18 protein-coding genes are annotated in these 23212 nt (G+C 42.1%); 10 read left to right on the top strand and 8 right to left on the bottom strand.

Features of this window, described 5'->3' with window-relative positions; all coding sequences use genetic code 11:
- Nucleotides 1-132 precede the first annotated feature (132 nt).
- Both PUQ00_RS16320 and PUQ00_RS16315 read right to left on the bottom strand, forming a co-directional pair.
- On the bottom strand, nucleotides 133-1635 hold the full coding sequence (locus tag PUQ00_RS16320) for a glycoside hydrolase family 13 protein (RefSeq protein ID WP_300418546.1): 1503 nt from the start codon (nucleotides 1633-1635) through the stop codon (nucleotides 133-135).
- Nucleotides 1636-1959: 324 nt separating this feature from the next.
- Entirely contained in the window at nucleotides 1960-2511 is a 552-nt protein-coding gene (locus tag PUQ00_RS16315; RefSeq protein WP_300418543.1) for a hypothetical protein, read from the bottom strand.
- Between the two features lie 585 nt (nucleotides 2512-3096).
- On the opposite strand from PUQ00_RS16315, the gene PUQ00_RS16310 reads away from it, so the two are divergent.
- Nucleotides 3097-4824 carry a S8 family serine peptidase gene (locus PUQ00_RS16310; protein ID WP_300418540.1) on the top strand — a complete coding sequence of 576 codons (1728 nt, stop codon included), beginning with the start codon at nucleotides 3097-3099 and terminating at the stop codon, nucleotides 4822-4824.
- A 114-nt stretch (nucleotides 4825-4938) separates the two neighbouring features.
- Entirely contained in the window at nucleotides 4939-5274 is a 336-nt protein-coding gene (locus PUQ00_RS16305) for a hypothetical protein (RefSeq protein ID WP_300418537.1), read from the top strand.
- A gap of 229 nt (nucleotides 5275-5503) precedes the next feature.
- Here the strand turns inward: PUQ00_RS16305 and PUQ00_RS16300 are convergent, their stop codons facing one another.
- Entirely contained in the window at nucleotides 5504-5875 is a 372-nt protein-coding gene (locus tag PUQ00_RS16300; RefSeq protein WP_300418534.1) for a CU044_2847 family protein, read from the bottom strand.
- Nucleotides 5876-6021: 146 nt separating this feature from the next.
- Here PUQ00_RS16300 and PUQ00_RS16295 point away from each other — a divergent pair, with 146 nt between their 5' ends.
- The 5 genes from PUQ00_RS16295 to PUQ00_RS16275 all read left to right on the top strand — a co-directional run bounded on the left by PUQ00_RS16295 (nucleotide 6022) and on the right by PUQ00_RS16275 (nucleotide 13316).
- Nucleotides 6022-9447 (top strand): caspase family protein, encoded by a 3426-nt coding sequence (locus PUQ00_RS16295; RefSeq protein WP_300418531.1) that lies wholly within the window; start codon nucleotides 6022-6024, stop codon nucleotides 9445-9447.
- Between the two features lie 70 nt (nucleotides 9448-9517).
- A complete protein-coding gene (locus tag PUQ00_RS16290) occupies nucleotides 9518-9742 on the top strand; it encodes a hypothetical protein (protein WP_300418528.1) in 225 nt (74 codons plus the stop codon).
- A gap of 564 nt (nucleotides 9743-10306) precedes the next feature.
- Complete coding sequence (locus tag PUQ00_RS16285) at nucleotides 10307-11596, top strand: glucose-1-phosphate adenylyltransferase (RefSeq protein ID WP_300418525.1); 1290 nt, start codon at nucleotides 10307-10309, stop codon at nucleotides 11594-11596.
- Nucleotides 11597-11672: 76 nt separating this feature from the next.
- Nucleotides 11673-12182, top strand: a complete 510-nt coding sequence (locus tag PUQ00_RS16280; RefSeq protein ID WP_300418522.1) for an AAA family ATPase — start codon at nucleotides 11673-11675, stop codon at nucleotides 12180-12182.
- 126 nt (nucleotides 12183-12308) lie between these two features.
- On the top strand, nucleotides 12309-13316 hold the full coding sequence (locus PUQ00_RS16275; protein ID WP_300418519.1) for a DnaJ C-terminal domain-containing protein: 1008 nt from the start codon (nucleotides 12309-12311) through the stop codon (nucleotides 13314-13316).
- A 988-nt stretch (nucleotides 13317-14304) separates the two neighbouring features.
- Here the strand turns inward: PUQ00_RS16275 and PUQ00_RS16270 are convergent.
- Nucleotides 14305-14442, bottom strand: coding sequence for a GMC family oxidoreductase N-terminal domain-containing protein (locus PUQ00_RS16270; protein WP_300418555.1), 138 nt, complete (start codon nucleotides 14440-14442; stop codon nucleotides 14305-14307).
- Between the two features lie 270 nt (nucleotides 14443-14712).
- Here PUQ00_RS16270 and PUQ00_RS16265 point away from each other — a divergent pair, with 270 nt between their 5' ends.
- Entirely contained in the window at nucleotides 14713-15006 is a 294-nt protein-coding gene (locus PUQ00_RS16265) for a hypothetical protein (protein WP_300418516.1), read from the top strand.
- Between the two features lie 2 nt (nucleotides 15007-15008).
- Here PUQ00_RS16265 and rtcA read toward each other — a convergent pair whose 3' ends face one another.
- Together rtcA and PUQ00_RS16255 are read right to left on the bottom strand one after the other, a co-directional pair.
- Nucleotides 15009-16058, bottom strand: coding sequence for an RNA 3'-terminal phosphate cyclase (gene rtcA, locus PUQ00_RS16260; RefSeq protein WP_300418513.1), 1050 nt, complete (start codon nucleotides 16056-16058; stop codon nucleotides 15009-15011).
- A 246-nt stretch (nucleotides 16059-16304) separates the two neighbouring features.
- The gene (locus PUQ00_RS16255) at nucleotides 16305-17672 is read right to left on the bottom strand and encodes an FAD-binding oxidoreductase (protein ID WP_300418510.1); all 1368 of its coding nucleotides are present in this window, start codon (nucleotides 17670-17672) and stop codon (nucleotides 16305-16307) included.
- 207 nt (nucleotides 17673-17879) lie between these two features.
- Between PUQ00_RS16255 and PUQ00_RS16250 the strand changes: the two genes are divergently transcribed.
- Both PUQ00_RS16250 and PUQ00_RS16245 read left to right on the top strand, forming a co-directional pair.
- The gene (locus tag PUQ00_RS16250) at nucleotides 17880-20108 is read left to right on the top strand and encodes an alkaline phosphatase family protein (RefSeq protein WP_300418508.1); all 2229 of its coding nucleotides are present in this window, start codon (nucleotides 17880-17882) and stop codon (nucleotides 20106-20108) included.
- A gap of 331 nt (nucleotides 20109-20439) precedes the next feature.
- Nucleotides 20440-21264 carry an SDR family oxidoreductase gene (locus PUQ00_RS16245; protein ID WP_300418506.1) on the top strand — a complete coding sequence of 275 codons (825 nt, stop codon included), beginning with the start codon at nucleotides 20440-20442 and terminating at the stop codon, nucleotides 21262-21264.
- A 112-nt stretch (nucleotides 21265-21376) separates the two neighbouring features.
- Here PUQ00_RS16245 and thrB read toward each other — a convergent pair whose 3' ends face one another.
- Together thrB and PUQ00_RS16235 are read right to left on the bottom strand one after the other, a co-directional pair.
- A complete protein-coding gene (thrB, locus tag PUQ00_RS16240; RefSeq protein ID WP_300418503.1) occupies nucleotides 21377-22288 on the bottom strand; it encodes a homoserine kinase in 912 nt (303 codons plus the stop codon).
- A 357-nt stretch (nucleotides 22289-22645) separates the two neighbouring features.
- On the bottom strand, nucleotides 22646-23200 hold the full coding sequence (locus PUQ00_RS16235) for a hypothetical protein (RefSeq protein WP_300418500.1): 555 nt from the start codon (nucleotides 23198-23200) through the stop codon (nucleotides 22646-22648).
- Nucleotides 23201-23212 lie beyond the last annotated feature (12 nt).

The raw sequence follows: 23212 nt of genomic DNA, 5'->3' as shown, positions 1-23212 counted from the left end.
CATTGGGCATTGGGCATTGGGCATTGGGCATTGGGCATTGGGCATTGGGCATTGGTTATTCCCCTCATTCCCCTCATTCCCCTCATCTCCCCACTCCCTACTCCCCACTCCCCACTCCCCACTCCCTACTCCCTACTCCCCATTATCCCTTATCCCCAGAGGGGGCCCCACCTTCCCCACTCCCAGAATGCAGCCACTGCGTGGAGAAAGACTCAATGACAACTGCTGAGTTTCTCCTTCACCATTCCACTCAACCTCAGCAGTACCATATAACAGCTTGTTAGGTTGAGTACGCAAACTGGCGATATCTACATTCGCTGTTACCGAACTTGTGCCAGCGTTGACGGCAATTATTAATTCCTCTGTCCCTAAAGTTCGCGCAAAGATATAAAGTTGTCCTTGAGCATAGAGGACTTGGTAATCACCTGTACGCAATGCTGGATAAGTGTGGCGGAGGGCAATTAATTGGCGGTGAGTATTGAAAATTTCTTGATTCCAGTTAGTCTCTAAAGGAAAACCACGACGTGAGTCTGGGTCTATTCCTCCAGGTAAGCCAACTTCATCACCATAGTAGATGCTGGAAGCACCGGGAAAGGTGAGTAGCAGTAGAGTTGACAATTCTATACTCCCAATATCGCCGCCGGCAATGGTCATCAATCGGGCTGTATCGTGACTTGCTAGCAAATTAAGTTGAGTTAGCTGAATTTCCCAAGGGTAAAGTTGCAGTACTTCTTGGATTTTGATGGCGTACTCAGCAGCAAATAAGGGTGGGTAGGGTTGATAGTCGCGGCTTTGGACTTGTTCTAAGACTACGCGATCGCCAGCTGCAAAGGCAATTGTTGGCCCAGCAAATAGATAATTCATCACCCCGTCAAATTGCGTCCCATCTAGCCACTGGCGGGAATCTCCCCACACTTCGCCCACAATGTAAGCTTCGGGATTGACTGCCTTAACGCGATCGCGAAATTCTTGCCAAAAGCCAGGAGTTTTTATTTCAAATGGTACATCCAATCGCCAACCGTCGATGCCGAATTTAATCCAATATTCGGCAATTTCCATAATGTATTCCCGTACTTCTGGATTATCGTGGTTAAATTCTGGCAAGGCACGATTTCCCACCCAACTCCCGTAGTTGGCAGGCAATTCCCCATTGTATGGTGAAAGGGGCCAGCCTTCTATTTTGAACCAATTTACCCAAGGGGAATAGGGGCCATTCTCTAAAACGTCATGGAAAAAGAAAAAGCCCCGGCTGGAATGGTTAAACACTCCATCCAAAACGACTTTGATATTGCGTTGATGCGCTGCATCTAGCAATTCCTTAAAAGCCTCGTTACCCCCCAACATCGGGTCAACTTGGTAATAATCGTGGGTATGATAGCGGTGATTACTGGCGGATTGAAAAATGGGTGTGAAATAAATCGCGTTAATCCCCAAATCCTTTATGTAGTCTAATTGCTCCATGATGCCCCACAAATCGCCGCCTTTATAACCTTGAAGTGTTGGCATAGCTTCCCAATCTTCCCAACGGCCTTCGTGCAACAGCCGTTTGCGCGGTTTTTTGCTTCTGGCAAAGCGGTCTGGGAAGATTTGGTAGAAAACAGCGTGCTTTACCCAGTCTGGTGTTTGAATTTGCATGAATAACTTTTTGTACCTTTAAAAGCGATCGTTGCAAATATTAGCTTCTTTATGGCTCCTACTTATGATAGAAAATCTATCATTTCTCAGTAGTCATTAGCGATTTAGTCTATCTCCTGCTGCTTTATACGCAATAGGACTTATACACACTCTACCTGTAGACTTGTGAGTTTGCGACTTACTACCCACAGCAGATGAATACGGAGCATCCCAAAGTATAGTCCCACATAATTCGCGATAAATATTCGCGAATTATGTGGGACTTTTCCCGCTCTTTTTGCCAAATTGGGATGCTCCCTAGCAACTTGGGTTAATAATAGAACATCAAATTTTGTCTGCAATTAAGATAGAAATTGCTTCTACCCTTCTACTTTGCCCCCTTGTACCACAAAACTCGCCGTTTTTGTACCAAGGTGTCTGTCCTGTGTCCTGAAGAAGTGCGGAATAGTAAACATCATAATTCACTACGGAGAATCCCGTAAGTGCTATTGCAAATCCCTCTAATCGAAGGCTCTGGTCTTTAGTACCACAATACTGACCTAAAGATACCCAGCTTGTGTCTCCAATGTTTTGTATGTGCGCGAAGTATTGCAAACTCACTTGCGCAGAACCAGGTGCAAGTTTAATTAAGAATCCTTCCAACCTTCTACTTTGCCCACTTGTTCCACATAAAAGAGGTTGCTTGACAAAGCTGGTGTCGCCCAAATCCTGTAAATGAGCCTGATACTGAATAACAGCTTTTTGACTAGGCCCAGCTTCAGGATAGTTCCCTGTTGTTTGAGCGTAAGCTTTCTGAACAAGATTAGGTAATGCTAACCCAGTAAGGGCTAAACCACCTTTTACAAAAAAATCTCTACGAGGAATTTTTATACTCATAGTTATCCAATTTTCTGTTTTGTAATTCTTGACAGTGAGGAAAGCTATAGGAATCCTACTTGAATCTTGCTCAGTATACTGAGAAGGAAAGCTTTGTATGTCAAGCTTATAGGCAGCTTAGTTATTCAAAAATCAAATAGGAGTCCTATATGTATAGCTTTTAAACCTCAAGTAAGTATTTAATATACTGTTATTAGCTGATGTCAATTATTTTTTACAAATCTTAATCACCTGTGAATTTATCGTCGAGAGAGCGCTTTTAGATACCCTTGGAAAAGTCACCACGAACGCGGTTACTCTTAAGAGTGCCAGTTAAAAGACCGCCCACTTTCAAAGCGGGGCATATATCGAGTGCTTCAGTATTGAGTAATTTTTACTTGACTGAGTATTCAGTACTCAGTACTCAGTTGGTTAACTACCTACCTCCTAAGCTTATTTGATGTTATCTATGAAAAAAATAGATAACTATAGTCGCATCAAATAATCAAGGCTAAAAAACTACATTGTCTGCATTAATGCTAGAGCGACTTATCCTGCTAAAATCACCGTTTTGCTGACAGTAAATAAATTTAATTTGAGGTAAAAATGAGGCACGAAAAACTTTCTCCCGGACTACTTTTGGCATTTAAGGACTATCAAAATGAAGGAGATAAAGCTTTAGTTCAACACAAAAAATCGCTTGGTATTATTGCCCACAAAAGTCCAGTCAAGCCTACTAAAAGCGTCGTTTTCATCTACTGCGACCATGATGCAGACTTGAGTTATTTATCACAATATAATATTGAAGTCAATCAAAACTCTGGGAGTGTGAGGACGGCTTTCTTACCCTTAGATAGTTTAGATGTCTTATCTGAAGAAGATGTTATTCAGAGGATTAAGCCATCACGCAAACTTCATTTGAGGATGGATACTGCACTGGAAAAAATCAAACTGCCGCAGTTCAAGAACCAAACCGGACTGACTGGTAAAGGAGTAATCATCGGTATTATAGACAGTGGTATTGATCCGAAACACCCCGCTTTTGCTGGACGAATTTTACACATTTGGGATCAAACACTGCCAGGCCCAGGAGTGACGGAGGGCGGCTATGGGGCTGAATTTACAGGAGCGCAACTGACAATTTCTCAAGATACTGGCGGTCATGGTACTCACGTTGCTGGCATTGCCGCCGGTGCCGATGCTAACTATGGCGGTGTCGCACCAGAAGCAGAATTAGTTGTCGTCAGGTCAGATTTACAGGATGCCCACATTGCTGATGGCGTTCGTTACATTTTCCGAGTTGCTAGAGAATTGGGACGCGCAGCAGTGGTAAATCTCAGCTTGGGTGGACACGCTGATGCCCATGATGGTAGCGATTCCCTATCAAAGGTCATTGATGCCGAAACTGGCCCTGGAAGAATTGTTTGCTGTGCTGCGGGTAACGAAGGAAACGATAACATTCATGGACAAGCGACCATACCCAGTGGACGCATTCGTGGTATGCGCTTTAATGTTCCTTTGAATCAAGTCGGCATAGTTTGGTTAAACGGTTGGTATTCCAAAGACCGCGAATTGGAAGTGTCGCTGCGGAGTCCTAACGGTTTTGTCACCCCCTTCCAAAAAATAATTACTGCTGGTAATGCCGCACAAGATCACCAGTTACCAGATGCGCGGGTGCAATTAGCGACACCAGGGCCAGATAAAGCCAACAGCGATCATAATTTCTTTGTGCAAATACGTGGTATCGATCCCTCGCCAGTAATGGGAGGTGTTTGGCAGCTGCGAGTCCGCAACACTTCTTCAACTGACACACGTTTAGATGTGTGGACACTAGATGACAGTTCCTCAGTGTTTTTTACAGGTAAAAGTGTAAAGGATGCGTTAAAAATTGGTTCCCCAGGAGCCGCCAGCAGTGCAGTTACAGTTGCCGCCTATACTACTAAAGCCACATATATAGATATTGACGACCAAGTGCGAGAAATGGGCTTAGAATTGGATACTATTTCGGAATTCAGTAGTGAAGGGCCTCTACGGAATGATGTACACAAGCCGGATGTAGCAGCACCAGGAGCAATGATTGTTTCCACGCTTTCCGCCGATGCAAATTTTGACCGCTCATCGATGATTAATTCCAAGTTTGTGGTTCAGGCTGGTACGAGTATGGCGACACCGTTAGTCAGTGGGTTAGTAGCACTGCTGTTGCAACGTGATCCTAAACTTGATCCGGCTGCTGTGAAAGAATTGCTACATAAAAATAGTGCCATTCCCGGAAAACCCGCAGGCACATTTGATCACAAATGGGGTTATGGAGTGATTAATGCTTTAAATCTGTAATTAGACTGATCAAGGTAGATATTATTTCTGTACAAGGGTAGGCAATAATAACCTCTAAATTTGATAAGTTAAAGTAGGCGATTTTTGCCTATCCTCTTTACCAAGGAATTGCTGATGAATTATCAAAAGCTAGATGCTGCTCTTGCTACAGCCCTAAATGATGTTCAAGATTCAGATGAAACTAGTTTGGCGGTTTTCATCCATACCGAATCAGTTTTAAACTCTACTGCAACTGCGGTTTTAGAAAGTTTAGGCGTGAGTGGTGTTACCAGTGGCAAAGATATTTTCACAGCAACCCTGTCACCAAATGCGATTTCCCAGTTGTCAGAGCAACCTTGGGTGATGTATTTGAAGCGATCGCAGCAATTACGTTTGGTTAATAAACCCGATGTGCGACTTATCCTTAAAACCCCTCTCCAAACCTCTCCCCTAAAAGGAGAGAGGCTTTGATTTTTACTCCCCAACGCTAGTAGGGGAGCCAGTGCCTTGGACGGGTTTGCCGGCTTGTTCGCGTAGCGTCTCCCCTTGGGAGAAGCACCTGGCGTAAGGGGTTGGGGCTTAGGTTTGAGAGTAAAGTTGCACACGGTTGCACAGGGCGTTAATAAGATGATAAATACAGGGAAGTTAGGTGTTTAATAGGCATTGCGTAACCCGACAATGTACGGATAATTTTTTGCTGTTACTGTGAATCAGGTTTTTGTTTTTCTGGAAACTTACACTTCACCTGAATTTCCAGATTACTTTCAGTTGAGCCTTCGGTAATGTAAGGAATGCCGGCCTTGCCACCCAACTTAATGCCAAATTTAAGTGTTACCTCATCAATTTCAGCAGTATTAAAGTCTTTAAAAGCACTAAGAGCATAGATAGTATAAGAGCGAATCATTTGACGAGCTTGTTGCATCCGAGCGATCGCATCTGTTCGCACATCTTTGTATTCTATGCCATCGTCGTCCTCCTGAATTTCCTGAGTTATTTCCGTGGCTGTGACGTTAATCTCAATCTGCTCAATCTCTCCATCTGCTTGGAAAAATAGTTGCTGTACTTCTGACATGAGCTACCTCGATTAAATTTTGTAACGTATCTGAATAAATTTCAGCTTGCTTGCGGAAAAATAACAGATGGTGTTGTTTCTAGTAACACAGCCATTGATTGTGTCTGTCAAGATTATCCCGCATTTACCAACCCAAGGTGTGTGAAATGGCACGATACGCGCTTGTTATTGGCATTGCCGAGTATCTCAGCCCATCATTAGCGCGTTTGTCGAAGACAACAAATGATGCTGAGGCGATCGCGCAACTCTTAGAGCAGTATGGTGATTTCCAGTCTGTGCAAAGACTACCTCAGCGCTGGAATAAAGATAAAAACGGCTATGAAATGGCAGCGCAAAAAGTTACTGGCGCTCAACTTGGTCAAGATTTGAGAACGTTTTTACTAGAGCAAGCTGCTAATAATGAAGCGCTGATTTATTTTAGCGGACACGGTTTTACCATTTCCGACAATTTGGGACAACAAAAAGGATATTTGGCAAGTTCCGATTGTCAGATTGAATTTAAAGAAAACGAAAATATTGAACAAAAATATGGCATTCCCCTAGATAGCCTTAACGACTTAATTCGAGATTCGCAATTGAGTAGTTTAGTGGTGCTACTCGATTGCTGTCATAGTGGCTATTTCTTAGAAAGACAGTTAATAGAAAAAACTCTTAACGCTTTCAGTACACAAAAAGATTATTACTTAATTACAGCTTGTCGGGGCTTTGAGGGTGCCGGAGTGATTAAAAGTGAAGAATATAGTATTTTCACAGGTGCAGTTGTTAAGGGACTGGCGGCTGAAAATGTAGGTAGTAGTAGGCGAATAAGTGGCGATCGCTTGTTTGATTTTGTCAGCAACGAACTTAAAGGTTCTGTACAAGAGCCGATTCGCATGGGTTGGGGACGTTCGATTACTCTGGTTACTTATCCCCAATTAGATATTCCCACAGGCGAAAAAATTGCTTTCAATCAGGAAAATCCTTATCGGGGACTTTATGCTTTTGAATCAGAGCAAGCGCAATATTTTTGTGGACGAGATGAAGCAGTTCGTACCCTAATTTCGCGTTTAGCAGAGAGTCGATTTTTGGCTGTAATTGGCTATTCAGGTAGTGGTAAATCTTCCTTAGTAAAAGCGGGTTTGTTACCGCAACTGAAAGGCGATCGCCTCCCAGGAAGCAGTGAATGGGCGATCGCATCTTTTACACCAGGAGAGCATCCTTTAGGTAAATTGGTTGATATTTTAGCTCGACAACAGCAAAATCAGCCGCATCTATTATTTATCGATCAATTTGAAGAAATATTTACCCTTTGTCAAGACGATGAGGAACGCAAAACTTTTATCCGCTTAATAGCACAGGAAGTAAAAAAGGCTGAGGTAGAAACGCGGATAATTTTGACAATTCGCGGTGATTTCTTAAATCGTTGTGCTGACTATCGAGAAATTATTACTCTCATTAATAATATTCCTCCCACATCATTCATCATCACACCGATGTCTTTTGCTGAGTTAGAAGAAGCAATTGAAAAACCAGCCAAATTACATGGGGTAACATTTGAGAGTGGTTTAGTTTCTCAAATTTCCGCCGATGTATTCAACCGTCCTGGTGTATTACCCATACTGCAATATGCGCTTAAGGAATTATGGCGAGTTTGCATTGAAGAACCTGAATCGCCAGAACCACTTTTAACTCGTAAAGGTTATGAGGAAATTGGCGGAGTTAAAGGAGCTTTAGATAAACGAGCGACAATTTTGTATCAAAGTTTAACAACTGTAGATCAAGCCTTTGCGCGTTGCTTGTTTATGGAATTGGTGCAGTTAGGTGAAGCTGGAGAAGTGACGCGGCGGCGTGCTACCTGGGAGAGATTAGAAGTAGTTGCAGATTCTCCACAACAATTGCAAAGGGTTGTAGGATTACTGGCAGGTTCTCAACAACGTTTAATTATCACTGATCAAAATACTGTAGAAGTTGCTCATGAAGCACTTTTATCTGAGTGGAAATTATTAAATACTTGGATTGCTGAAAATCTGGATAATATTCGTCTGAGTCGTTCTTTAGAGGAAGATTGCCAGGAATGGGTACAAAGATTTAATAAATCGGATGATGCACTGTTAACAGGTGCAAACTTGGCTGTAATTTCTGAGTGGGTGAATAAGACTCAGCCAAGACTTACGCTATTAGAATCAGACTTTTTGCATAAGAGTTTGGAGAGACGCGATCGCCAAAATCAGGCAGAATTAGAGCAAGCAAAAAAACTTCAACAAGAAGCAGAAGCCAAAGCCAAAGCTGAATCACAAAGAACTAGATTCGCGATCGCTTCTGCAACACTTGTAGTCTTATCTCTAGGATTGGGATTTTTTGTATGGCGATTAAGAACAGAGAATACAGTCAAAAATACGATAGCTTCTACTGCTTTAACTTCAACACCTAACCTACTTTTAGATGCAGGTTCTCAACTTGAAGCAGTTATAGAAAGTGTTAAAGCACTCAAGCAATTACAAAATATAGGTCTTGAAGATCCTAACACACTCAATAAATTTAAATTAGTAATTGATAAAGTGCAAGAACATAACCGTTTAGAGGGACATACGGATTCTGTTACCAGTGTAAGTGTCAGTCCTACAGAAAACCTTATTGTTTCTGGAAGCAGAGATAAAACTGTGAAAATTTGGAAGTTTAATGGCACTTTAGTTAAAACTATGACACATGATGCTGCTGTCTATAGTGTCAATTTTAGTCCTGACGGTCAGTATATAGTCTCTGTTGGTGCTGATAAAAAAGTGAAACTCTGGAAGAAAGATGGTACTTTCCTGGATTCGGTTACAGAAGAGAAAAATATCTATTTTGTCAATTTTAGTCCTGATAAGGAAATAATTTCTACTGGGGAAGATGGTGCTGTAAAGTTATGGAAATATGACTCATCAAAAATCATAAAAAAACCTTATAAAACCATACTAGGAAATGGCAAAGACAAAGTTTGGAGTGCAGAATTTAGTCATAATAATAGTGGTGAAAATATTGTCATTGCCTCCGATGATGGAAACATTAGAATATTCACCAAAAATGGCACTCCTGTTGCTACTTTACCAGGACATATTGCAGCAGTCCATTATGCAAGTTTTGGTCTTAATAACAATGCTATCATTTCCTCTAGCTACGATAATACAGTTAGAATGTGGCGAAGGGGAAATGACAAAAAAACGTGGTCAAATGTGACAATAGTAGAGGCTAATACTGCCTACAAAGTTAAATTTAGCCCAGACTATAAAACGATCGCTGCTACTAATATTGACGGAAATATCCAACTATGGAAAGATGCTCAACTCACTCAACAATATTTTATAGGAAGACACAGAGATAAAATCACAGACTTGAGCTTTAGTAATGATAGTAAATGGATTGTTACTGCCAGTCGCGACCAAACTCTAAGAATATGGAGTTTAGATTCTCACTCGGAAAATACATCCCAGACAAATACTACTAGTTTATTAAAAAAAGGCTGTAGTTGGCTATGGGAATATTTAAATAATAATGATAAGGCACACCAAAAATATGTTGATGTTCGTCATATTTGTGAAAATGCCAAAAAATAAAAAGATTTAATATGATTAAAATACATAATTTAAGTGTATAATACTGATGACGATTATAAAAATTTAGAGCATGGAAAACTTAGAAGCTAATTCCGATAATTCCGAACCCACCCAGTCTCAAAGTCAGGATGCTGGAGGAAAAGGAACCAACTCCAAACAATCTCCATCAGAACCTGGACCTTCTCACACAGAACCTGGACCTTCTCACACAGGACCTGCACCTTCTGACTCACCAGAACCTGGACCTTCTCACTCTGGAACAACACATAACAGCCCAAAAAAAGCCGATAAATAGCCGCCTAATAATCTAAGCAATTCTCAGTGCAGGACTTTGACGATCGCATAAATGGCACTTATTTCATTAATTAGATTCTTCTCGTACAATTCTCTTTGGAGGGGATTTTATTGCTTAACTGATTTCAAGCGATCGCCTCAATCCATAACCATAACTAGCAAATGGGTTATTAGCAAATAGACCTCTTGCAAAAGTCAAAAAATTAAAAATGTCATTCTGAGCGGAACGCAGTGGACAGAAGAATCTCACTACTTTGTTTAGCTCCGCTCAATATGACAATTTAAGCATTTATGCAAGAGGTCTAATCTCTTTAAACTTATGTTTTTTTACCATAACCTGAAATTTAGTTATGTCTCTCAGCATAAGTGTAGTCTTGCGATCGCCCCTCATTCTTCATTCCAATTAATACAGATGTTCTATTTTCTCTCCCGATCAGCCGCACTACCCATCACAAGCAGCATTCTGTAAAATTCATCCCAAAGAATCAGACGATCCCCCTTACCTGTGGTGGCAGACAGTCCTAAACTTAAGATGAGAGTTGAACAGGCAGTCGGGAGAAATTTTGTGAAAAAAGTATTATCAATCATTCTTGGTGGTGGCGCGGGTACTCGACTTTACCCACTAACCAAACTCCGCGCTAAACCAGCAGTGCCAGTAGCGGGGAAGTACCGCTTAATCGATATCCCTGTGAGTAACTGCATAAATTCCGAAATATTCAAAATCTACGTCCTGACACAATTCAACTCAGCTTCCCTGAATCGTCACATCGCCCGCACCTACAATTTTAGTGGCTTCAGCGAAGGCTTTGTGGAAGTCCTAGCCGCACAGCAAACGCCAGAAAACCCCAACTGGTTCCAAGGTACAGCCGATGCTGTGCGTCAGTATCTATGGTTGCTGGAAGAATGGAATGCTGACGAATATCTGATCCTCTCAGGAGATCACCTCTACCGCATGGATTACCGTCTATTTATCCAGCGCCATAGAGAAACCAATGCTGATATTACTCTCTCAGTCATCCCCATTGATGAGCGCCGCGCCTCAGATTTTGGTTTAATGAAAATTGACAATTCTGGTAGGGTAATTGACTTTAGCGAAAAACCCAAAGGCGAAGCGTTAACCCGAATGCAAGTTGATACAAGCGTACTGGGATTAACAAAAGAACAAGCCAAATTACAGCCTTACATTGCCTCAATGGGGATTTATGTCTTTAAAAAAGAGGTTTTGTTCAAGTTATTGAGAGAATCTTTAGAACGGACAGATTTTGGCAAAGAAATTATTCCTGATGCTTCTAAAGATTACAACGTTCAAGCTTATCTATTTGATGACTACTGGGAAGACATTGGAACAATTGAGGCATTTTATCAAGCAAATTTAGCACTAACTCAGCAACCCCAGCCACCCTTTAGTTTCTACGATGAAGAAGCGCCAATTTATACCCGTGCTCGCTACTTACCTCCAAGTAAACTTTTAGATTGCCAGATCACAGAATCAATTATTGGCGAAGGTTGTATTTTGAAGAATTGCCGCATTCAACATTCAGTTTTAGGAGTGCGATCGCGGATTGAATCTGGCTGCGTCATTGAAGAGTCTTTGCTCATGGGTGCAGATTTTTATCAAGCTTTTGTAGAACGGCAATGTAACGTTGAAAAAGGTGACATTCCCGTAGGTATTGGTACTGACTCAATTATTCGCGGTGCCATCATTGATAAAAACGCCAGTATCGGTCACGATGTCAAAATTATCAATAAAGATAACGTGCAAGAAGCTGACCGTGAAAGTCAAGGTTTCTATATCCGTAGTGGCATCGTAGTTGTGCTGAAAAATGCTGTAATTCCTGATGGAACGATCATTTAGTCATTAGTCATTAGTCATTAGTCATTAGTCATTGGTTAATAGTTACAAATAACAAAGGACAAAGGACAAAGGACAAATGACTAAACTCATTTTACTGATTGGTCTTCCAGGTAGCGGTAAGTCAACTTTGGCAAAACAATTACTGGCAGAATGTCCCCAGATGTCGCTGATTTCTACGGATGCCATCCGGGGGCAATTGTTCGGTTCCCAAGCCGTTCAGGGGGCGTGGCTGCCGATTTGGCGCGAAATTGAGCGGCAATTTCAGCAAGCTATTTCCACAGATAATACAGCTATTTTCGACGCCACCAATGCCCAGCGCCGCCATCGTCGCGAAGTCGTTGCTTTAGCCCGTAACTTGGGTTTTACCCAGATTACGGGAATTTGGGTGGATACGCCAGTTTGGCTGTGTTTGGCACGCAATAAAAGGCGATCGCGCCAGGTTCCCGAAGAAATTATTTTGCGGATGCACCGTCAACTCCGGGATGCCCCCCCAAGCCTGGAAGAAGGACTAGACAACCTGATCCGCTTATCAGAAAAATCGGAGTACGGAAATTGCGATCGCCCAGTGAGCAAGAACCACACTTGATTTTGTATATTGTTTGTTAATTTAAAATCAGATTCTTTTGCTTGGCACTACACCGGGCAAACTAAACATCAAACATCTCTGATCTTAAAAAAAAACGTAACGGGAATTTTTATAGGAGGCTGGTAGATGGCTGCAACCGACTTCAAAGACTATTACGCTATTTTGGGAGTTAGTAAGACTGCCACTCCAGAGGAAATTAAACAAGCCTTTCGGAAACTAGCCCGCAAGTATCACCCTGATGTTAATCCAAACAACAAACAGGCAGAGGCACGCTTCAAAGAAGTTAGCGAAGCCTACGAAGTGGTGTCAGACCCAGATAAACGCAAAAAGTATGACCAATTTGGTCAATATTGGAAACAAGCTGGTGAAGGTTTCCCATCCGGCGGTGTTGGTGCCGATATGGGTAACTTTGACTTTAGTCAATACGGTAATTTTGATGAGTTCATCAATGAGTTGTTAGGACGCTTTGGTGGTGCTACCCCTCGTGGTGGGCGACAAAGTTACTCACAAAGTTACTCTTACCGCCCTCCTACAGGTGCGCCAAGTGGTTTTAACGGCTTTAACGATTTTGGGTTTCAAGATGCAGGTGCGGCTACTAGCCAGGATAGTGAAGCTGCGATCGCTCTAACTTTTGCTGAAGCATTTAACGGTGTGCAAAAGCGCTTCAGTTTAGGTAACGAAACAATAGATGTTCGTATCCCATCCGGGTCTAAAACTGGTACTCGCCTGCGTGTGCGGGGTAAAGGTCAAATTAACCCGATGACTCAACAACGAGGGGATTTATACTTAAAAGTCGAACTTCAGCCGCACTCGTTCTTCCAAATGGAAGGCGATAATCTTGTTTGCGAAGTGGCAATCACACCAGATGAAGCTACCTTAGGAGCGTCTATTGATGTACCCACTCCTGATGGTTCAGTTAATGTGAAGCTGCCTGCGGGAGTGCGTTCTGGTCAATCCCTGCGTTTACGTGGCAAAGGTTGGCCTCTCGCCAAGGGTGGACGCGGCGATCAGTTAGTCAAGGTGGCGATCATTCCACCAAAAGACCTCAGCCAACAAGAGCGGGAATATTATGAAAAAATCAGGGCTATACGTACTTATAATCCCCGCAGTCATTTGAACCAAGTCAGGCTGTGAATATTTTGGATTTTAGAGACGCGAAATGGAGCGCTATGTTAGCGTAGCTGGGCGTTTGCGATAGCGTCTCGTAGAGAAGCCCAGTGCAGTTTTGCGTCTCTAAATTAATTAGGTATGAATTTACTGTGCGATTTGTATATTATCCGTGGTGAGGATCTTCTCGGTCAGCGAATGGTTCAATTGTGAATGCAGATTTGAACGGAAGCGCAAATATTCTTTCTAAAGTAGCCAGCTTTTGTTCGCTTAGACTTAGGTTTACTGGGTAGGGGGGTTTTGGTGCGATTTGTTTAATCTAAATAAGTAGAAATGCTTAGGGACAGTTAGCTGGTTCCATTAGCCAGACAACTGAATGACCTTGTAGGTGAAAATCCTACCGCCCAGGTGCAGGGCTGAAAGCACTTCCCCTACGGTAGCGACTAGCCATCAATCTGTAAAGCGGGGACGAAAGGTGGCTCTACTAACAGCCTAAGTTAATAATCCATCGAGCAGAGTACCCATGAGTAAAAGCCTCGGCTTGAAGATGCACTTGAATCGTCGTCAGTCTAAACCAGCGAAATAAGGCTGTCCGCTCTCCCTAGAGCCAAAAGGCAAGGGATAGGGAATTGGCAAATCAAATATTGACCAATCAGCACTTCCCGTAAACCCGGCGAATAGCATCACTCTAAAGGTACATAGTATGGTCATTCGGAACGAAGTAACCTCTCGTATGCTCTCAGATGGTCGAATACCTGAGTAGGTGCTAACCGTATGCAACGAGCAGGAAAGATTAAGTCAGAAGCGAATTTCTGGGGTAATGCCGAGAATATGCTGACAGATTTACGGTGATTTGGAGTGTAGAGTCAAAGATAACTGCTGGTGGTAGCCCGTAAGAATAAAAAGGCAAATCTCGATTACTGGGTATAGAAAATGCGACTCTGAGAAAAAGGTCATCGTGAAAATTTTTACCGACTTGCAGAATATTCCCAACTACAGGAATACCAAGTTTTTTTTATTCGTTTTCATCGCCGATACCTGAGAGCATTAAGATTTTTGGACTTGCGATCGCACCTACACTCAAAATAACTTCCTTGTTTACGTTAGCAAATTGTTCTTGATTATCTTTAATATATTTAATACCAACTGCTATTGAATTATCGATAGTAGTCTCGCCGGAATCTCAAAATATTGAGCAGGCAAAAATTTTAGCTAGAGAAGTTTTACCTAAAGTAAATTTGAATACAGCATCACGAAATACTATTTTAGCTGCACTCAGATACTTAATACAGAACCAAGTAGTGCATTAAAGGATGTAGATCCTATTGTTGCGACAAACCGAATTGCGGAGTCTAATCGCAAAACTTGGTCTAATTTTAACCCGATTATTACCTTGAAATGTGGAATTACTAAAAGCAAAAAGTTGGACGCACTTGCAAAAGTCTTCTTTATCTCATCATTACCAGCTTCACCACCGTTACCACCACCAGAAATTGTAAGTATTAAATCTGCATCAAGAGATGAAATATTTACTCGTTTGAGTTATTTATCAAAATCCCAAATAAATGGCTTTGAAGCTATTGATGTAGAAAAATCATCTGATGTTATATTCAGTGCTAGTAAAGGCAAGTGGAAAAGCTTAAATCCTATCTCCAAACTTGAATGTAGCATTGATACTATAAAAATCAAGGCTCTTAAGAAAGTGTTTAATCTTTAATCTCATCCACCAATTACAGGAATCACTGAGACTATTTTCTCAGCTTCATCTACCGTTATCTGCGCTAGCCCAAACTGTTCAATTACTGCTGCATTTGTCGTCAAATGTCTACTCACCTCAGCCACTCGATATTGACTTTCTTGTGAAGCTAAAGCGGCTGGCAATAATAATTGGTCTGCTAAATGTTCATCCACGGCTGCGCCGGTTTGATGAAACTCAAGTAGTTGCTGACAAGCAATCTCTGCAACTGTCTCCGCCGACATCCGTAATCGCCCAAACCCACCAAAGCCAGTCAAGCTGTTCTGATACTCAGCAGTTAGAAAAATACCAGCCCCAGGTGCCACACCTCTTTCTCGCAAAGCCTGTACAGTAACTTTCAAATGGGCTGAACGTAACAAATTCTCCGCACGATTCGCCATTCGTTGCGGAATATGCGAAGGTAATTCCGTTACCACTGCTAGTCCCCGTACCTGTTGTAAATCTCCCCGTTCCAACAAGTGGATTCCGCCGAGTTTACCACCGCCACTCACCTGTAACTCTACCTCTCCCCCACCTTGGGGAAACCACCCCCAAGCGCTTAACTTAAGTTGAGCTTCTACACCCATACGTTGCAATATCGGCAGATAAACTTGCTCAATGTACGTCACTGTCGGGCTAAAGTTCACATGAGTTCCACCCTTTAGTGTTACTTGGGAATTGCCGGATGCTAGTGCCAGAGGTAAGAGAATTGTCTGTAAAACTAGAGCGATCGCACCCGCAGAACCACCTTGTTGTGCTTTACTAACATCAAAGGTATAAATTCCAGCTTGCACAGCACTACCTGGGATGAATTCCAGCAGCATTGAACCCAAAGCATCACCCCGGAGTTGGGCATTACAAATTCTCGCCGCCGCCCGAACTGCTGTTAAGTGTTGTGCTGCTAATCCTGGCTTTTTGCGTCCAGCGCGAATGCCTGAAATTCTTATGGATTCGCCGGTGATAGCGGCTAGACTTAAGGAAGTGCGAAGAACTTGTCCGCCTCCCTCTCCGTAGGAACCGTCAATTTCAATCATGGGCGGTTTTGGGATGTTGGATTTTGCTTTATTCCCACGGCTTTATAAAATTAAAACACAAATTATAAACGCCCAACAGCTAGCTTTTTGAAGGGAGGTTACACAAATATACAGAGAAAGTTCTGATATGTGTTTCTGTAGTTTGCTAATTTACATGATGTGCAACTTAATATTCTGACCTCTATCCTACAAAGAGAAAGACTTTGAATTCTCCCCATTCCCTACTAGTAAAAGTTGCACATGGCGTTAATTTTGAATTTGGAATTGAAGAACCTTGCTTTTACCAGGATTCATCAACCCATAAGGATCAACTATTTTTTTAAATTTTAACTGTTCAGGATCAATAACTTTTCTGCCCCCGTCTTCAATAATATACGTGTGAGGATTGGCAATACTCACACCCTGTTCTTCGTGATAGCGGATAATCTCGTTGAGGCGTTCTTCTGTGGTGTAGCGCACAAGTTGCAAAGCACCAGGAACTACCGCACCGTTCACCCGAAAGAATTCTAAATGCATCATTACCTCATCGCTAAAGTGATGATACATATGCTCTACTATTTGCAAATTGCGTAGGCGCAGCTCGCCGCAGGCATCGCTAGGAAACATACTTTGTAAGTAGGTAATTGCAGTATCTACACTCCGGGCGTGTAAGGTGGTATGGTTCCAGCAAAATTCTGCTAAATGTATACCTTTGGTTGCTTCCTCGGCTGGTTTTTCATAGGTAATCTGGCCGTCGTATTGCTGCACCAAACCCGGCAAGAATTCCAAACTCGATTCGGAAATTATCAAAAATACTGGGTGAGTTCCTTCAGGAATGTACTGTTGTAGGGCGTGAAAGTATTGGGGAATTTGGGATGCAAAGACAGAAATCAACTTCTTAATCATCCCATCAGCATTGCCAAGAGCCTGACCAAACTTTGCTGCTGTCATAAAGTCGTCAAATGTGACAATGATTTCTACCCAAGGATAAGCTGGTGCTAAGGGAATTTCTACTTCGGTGATAATGCCGTTAATTCCCCAAGCATGATTCACCTTTTGTACATCGTCCCCGCGTAATTCCATCGCACGGGGTTCATCTTCTACAGTTACTACTCGCAGTGCTAGGATATTACCGCGATCGCTTAGTAACCCATATTGTATCGAGCCAATGCCCCCACTTCCCCCAGCAATAAATCCACCAATTGTAGCTGTGCGGTAAGTCGAGGGTGCCATGCGGATTTCCCAGCCGATTTCTCTGGATTTTTTATCCAAAGCCGCCAACTTCACCCCAGCTTCTACCCGCGCTACCCCCGGTTTTACCCAAGGAATCTCTTGCATCCGCGTCATATCTAAAATTACGCCACCGTGCAACGGTACGCATTGGCCATAATTCCCAGTTCCCGCACCCCGCACTGTTACGGGTACACGGTGTTTCGCACAGGCGGCTGCAACTTTTAAAACCTCTGCTTCATTGGCGGGACGCACTACTATATCCCCAATTTTTCCTTCTAGTTTGGGTACTAGTACGGGGCTAAAGGTGTGATAATCCTGGGATAATTTTGCGACTTGGGCTGAGTCGGTAATGGTTTCTATGCCTTTTAGAGAATTAATCAGGGCATTTAATGTTGTCGTCATAGCTGATATCTTTTTTTAACACAAAGGGACGCTGAGGAAAGCGCAGAGGAACGCAGGGGAGGTATTGATTGCCAAGATTAATATATCTACTACTTGGATGTAAAAATCGCTCTACTTAAGATTTTCATAGTTTTTACTTAACATACTTTTAGTAAATTAATAGGAGTAATCAAGTTAAAAATATGAAAGTATGCTTAGGGAGGAAATGTGAGAAAATTTTATTCAGTTGAAAAAAGTAGAGGTTTTGAGTTAAATAAAATATTTCGATGGTTAAAGCATAAATGGCTGCTGCGCTTAAGTGTTGTTTTACTTGTGGCTTGTTTGTTAACTATAAGTGTGCATTCTTTAGCAGTGCAACCAGGAGTAAGTAAATCACAACCCAAGGTGATTTTGATTTCTCTAGATGGAGCCACCCCAGATTTTGTCGAACAGTATCTTAAGAGTGGTGTCCTGAGTCCAAAACAAGGATTGGGACTGATTAAAAACAAGGGAGTTTATGCAGAGCGAAACATAACCTGTAGCGCATCTCTGACTGCTGCTTGCCATATTGCAATCAGTACGGGTTCTACGGCTGCACGTAATGATATTAATGCCAACACATTTCACCTAGTAGCCAGCCCATTCACTTCTAACATAAGTGGTTTTGCGGCTCCGATCGGCGGATATTCGACTACTGGCCCTGCTGCAAGTTTGCACCCAACTGCTGAACCACTGTGGATTGGACTCCAGCAAAATGGGAAGAAAGTTGTGACTGCAACTTTTCCCGGAGCAGATGGAGTTGATGTTGCACTACCAGGTTTAACTAACAGCCCAATTATTCAACCCGCTAGTAAGAGAACCGTATCTTATACAGTCCCTTTTGGAGCTTTTGCTGGTGCAGGTGCTAAAGGTTTTAGTTTGACGGCAGCCAACTTCAGCTTGGCATCCAGTCAAACTGTCAGTCAACTCAAAACAGCAGGAAAAGTTTCTTACAGCCCAATTTTGCAAGCAACTCTTGGCGATCAATTTCTTGTTGGTGGTGTTAACTATGATATCCAAGTTGCTGCATTTGATACCAGCAATAATCATCAAAAGGACTATGACACGCTAGTATTTTTTGATTCTAATATTGGGATTCAACATCAACCTTTCAATTTACCATCAACTGGGCCAGCATACGTAAGAGCGCAGGATAGAAGATCCAGCTTATTTTATTTAGAAGGTAGTTCCAACAAAGCCGGAACTGCTTTTTATGTCACTAATCTGGCTCCTGACTTGAGTAGTGTGAGGATTGCGCGTTACGGTGCTAACGCTATTCCTAATAATCCCGCAGTCCAAACTATAGTTGATGACATTAATAATAACGTTGGTTTCTGGTCGCCTCAGTCTGATTACCGAATTATGGAACGATTGAGTCCGGGATTTAACACTTTCCCGGACATGGAACTAGAAGCTATCTATGAAGACCAAGTTCGAGGTTTTGTAGATTATCAGACGCGGATTGCTTTGAGAGCAATCAAGCAAAATCCCAATGCTTCACTCGTGATGGTTTATATTGAGCAGCCAGACGGCTCTGAACACCAGTTTCTCTTAACTGATTTACGTCAAGCAACTAATCCGAGCAATCCTAATACAATCGGTGCAGCGCAAGACAAAGCAAAAGTCGCTCGATATAAGTCTTATGTACAAACTGCTTATCGGGCAGCTAATGATGCTGTACAACGGATCATTAATGCAGTAGGTACGGATAGTCAGGGGAGACCAAACAGTAACATTATTGTAGTATCGGATCATGGTTTTTCTACCTTTCACACCACGGTTAACCTGAATAACTTCCTCAAGAGTAAAGGTTTTGACTCAAATAAAGTCCGAAGTGTAACATCGGGGCCAGCAGCTAACATTTATATTAATCTTCAGGGACGGGAACCTAACGGCATCGTCAGTCGCTCTGAATATGTCACTATCCAAAAACAAATTGTCGCCGCTCTTAAGGAATTGGTAGACACGAATTATAAATATGTATCGTCAAAACAGCAAGCCATTTTTGATAAGATTTATGCTCGTCCGTTGCCAGCGAATTTAAACGAGCCAAAATTTGGACTGGATACTAGCGAATTTGTTGGTCAGGATAGTGGTGATGTCTTCGCAATTATGAGCGATGGTTATAACTTTGACGGAATTCAAAGTCCTGTGGTGACTCGTTTGGGGGATGCCAACAATTTAGTGTTTTCAGTACCTAATTTCTACGGAGCGCATGGCTATGATCCGAATATATCCAAACTGAGTGCGATTTTCTACGCGGCTGGCCCCGATATCAGTCGTCGTGGCAGTATCGGCACGATTCACAATATTGATGTGGCTCCAACTATCAATAATTTACTGGGCGTTCCTTCTGCTTCAACGGTTCAGGGACAGGTTATCAAACTCAATTCCAGCCCTGCCCTCAGTCCTAGTTGATGACGTATGAACCACGCGGTAGAATGATTACTGAAACAGTGCTGAATAAATAAATTTACTATTCTTTACACCTCTTGGGGAAGGATTCTACATTCTTCCTCTTTTCCCAATTGAGGGTTGAAATTTAAACGCAAAGGGAAGGCAGCTCGGCAACAGGGGAGCCACTGCCGCCCAGAATATTTGCCGAAAATAGGGTTAATAAGACTAAAAAACCTAATTTCCTTAAATAAACCGGGTTTAGAGTACCTGTAATATGGGAGACTTGGCAATATTCCCTTAATTGAGAATATAGTTTCGATGAGTAGTTTAATTTACTTGTGTCTAATTTGTCATGAACGTTGCAATCATTGGTTGTGGTTATGTTGGTTCTAAACTTGCTCAATATTGGCAGCAAAAAATGGATTTTGTTGTCAGTGTAACCACAACTTCCCCTGAGCGTGTCCCGGCACTAGAATCAGTATCACAAAGAGTTGTAGTTACCCGTGGGAATGACCTAGATAGTCTAAAATCAGTTTTACATAATCAAGATGTTGTACTTTTGAGTGTTGGTGCAAAAGGTGGGGAAGTTTATGAAGAAACTTATCTACAAACTGCCCAAAGTTTAGTTTCATCCTTGCAGCAGATTAAGAGTGTGAAACAATTAATATACACAGGGAGTTATGCAGTGTATGGTGATAGAAATGGTGTATGGGTAGATGAAGAAACACCGCTTGCACCTGCTAATTTAAATGCACAAATCCTCCGAAAAACAGAGGATGTGTTGCTATCAGCATCTAGCGAAAATCTTCGTGTTTGTATCTTCCGTTTAGGAGGGATTTATGGGACTGGCAGGGAACTGTTAAAAATATTTAGCAGATATTCTGGTGCAACCCGTCCTGGCAATGGCGAGGATATCACAAACTGGATTCATTTGGATGATATTGTTGGTGCGATAGAATTTGCCCGTCATCGTCGTTTGCAAGGGATTTACAATCTGGTAGATGATGCACATCTCACCAGTCGAGACTTGCTAGATAGCTTATTTGAAAAACATAATTTACCCAAAGTGAAATGGGATACTTCTATCAAGAGTACCCGCCCATATAATGCTTGGGTGTCGAATGAAAAGCTTAAAGAGGCTGGATACCAGTTAATTCATCCACAGATGATTTTTTAAGAAGTATTAAAAACTAGGAATTATGCAACCATATGCTGTAGCTAAGTGGGGAGTGGGGAGTGGGGAGTGGGGAGTTAAAAATTCTTCTGCTGCTCCTCATCTCCCTTATCTTCTAGCTTTTTGCGCCTTGAGTATCGAGAGAAAGCGATCGCACCTCGGCTGTAATTCCTTCTTGTTGCCAAGCCGATAACATCGCCGCCTCCACTGCCTCTGAGTGTAACTTATCCGCCAAAGCTAACAGTGTCGGCCCTGCGCCACTAATTACCATACCATAAGCACCAGCACTAACAGCTGCGATGTTGACAGCATCATAACCAGGGATTAAAGCTTTGCGATAGGGCTGATGCAATCTATCTTGCAAAGCTGTCTCTAACCATTGTCCGTTACCAGTTTCCAGTCCGCGCAACAATAACCCCAGATGTGCCATATTGAAAATCGCATCGGCGCGACTCACTTGAGTTGGGAGAACGCTCCGCGCCTGTGAAGTGGAAAGTTCAAAATTAGGAATAGCCACAACTGGTACAACATCTTGATGCCAGGGAACATCACAAATTTCCCAAGCTGCACCACTGGTAGCAGCGAGACGACATCCACCCAACAAGGCTGGAACTACATTATCAGGATGCCCTTCCATTGCGATCGCTAACTCCATCACTTGCGACTGAGAGAGAGTAGCACCCTCAAGTTGATTAGCAGCAACTAAGCCACCAACAATTGCTGTCGCCGAACTACCCAAACCCCTCGCTAACGGGACACCTAACTTAATCTCTATTTTCACAGTCGGCGGTGTCTGCTCTATATGTTGATAGAATTTGAGAAACGCTTGGTAGAGGAGATTACTCTCATCAGTTTGGACTCGTGCAGCTTCCGTACCAGTGACATGAATAGTTAGCCCACCTTCTTCTAGGCGAGTGAACTTGAACTCGTTGTACAGCTTTAATGCTGCACCGATGCAATCAAAACCAGGCCCTAAATTCGCAGTTGTGGCGGGAACGGTAACAGTGATGGCAGAAACAACAGACATTGGTAAAACTCAGTAATCATCAATTAGCATCCCATGTATTGGTAGCATGGGGCTAGTTTTTGCTCGCTGTTGGGGATACTTTGATTTACTGTTCCTTAATCCATCCTCTGAGACTTGAGTTGGAGTGATTGTGGCTGTGCAAAATTATACTATGGGAATTTAAATGGTTCAATTGTGCGATTGCTGTACTCAATCTACAAATGTCAGCCTCAAAAGTAATTTAAAATACATAAAGATTAAGTTAATTTCCTGAGAAAAAACGTTTATTGGAGTTTGATATTGAGTAAGTTTTGGAAAGCACTAATGCAACTTTCCTATAAAATTAATTATAAATATTAGACTGTTAAATTTACTTTTTTAGCAACTTTTCTTCGTAACTCTAATTAGAAAACGTAGAGCTTCATTTACTGCTTGAGCATTGGGAAATATTTCTGCAACATCTTCTTCTAAATGAACTGTCAAACCTTCATAAATTTTGCCATCAGGTTCAAATTTTCCCATACCGTTATTTTCAAAAAATTGATATGACTGAGTTTTAGTTTCAGATACAAGCTTTTGAGAAGATGAATCATTTAATTTTTTAGCAAGGGATTCCCAACTAGTCGCTTTCAGTTTAAAGTAATCTTTTGCTTCACGTAATGTTTTAAACTGTTGCTTTAGAATATCAACCGTATGAATATCCTTTTGATACGTCTGGGTTTGTTTATTAAGGTCTTCCTGAACCATATCAACTACCTCATTAATGAGTCGGTCATGATTTTCGGAAATTTGAGCCGCAGCCCCCAAAATACGGGAGGTGGCTTTGATCTGCACCTCATTTTCTTGTTTAAGTCTATCGGCAATATTACGAATTTGCTCCCCTAAGTTAGCTTTACTTTTATTTCCTATGTTTGTTGCTGATTTTTTGCTCATAAAGATGCTTGT

The organism is Nostoc sp. S13, assembly GCF_029379315.1.
Classification (GTDB): Bacteria; Cyanobacteriota; Cyanobacteriia; order Cyanobacteriales; family Nostocaceae; genus Nostoc.
Note: the sequence above shows the minus strand (reverse complement) of the source record. Positions and strands in the feature narration are given on the sequence as shown.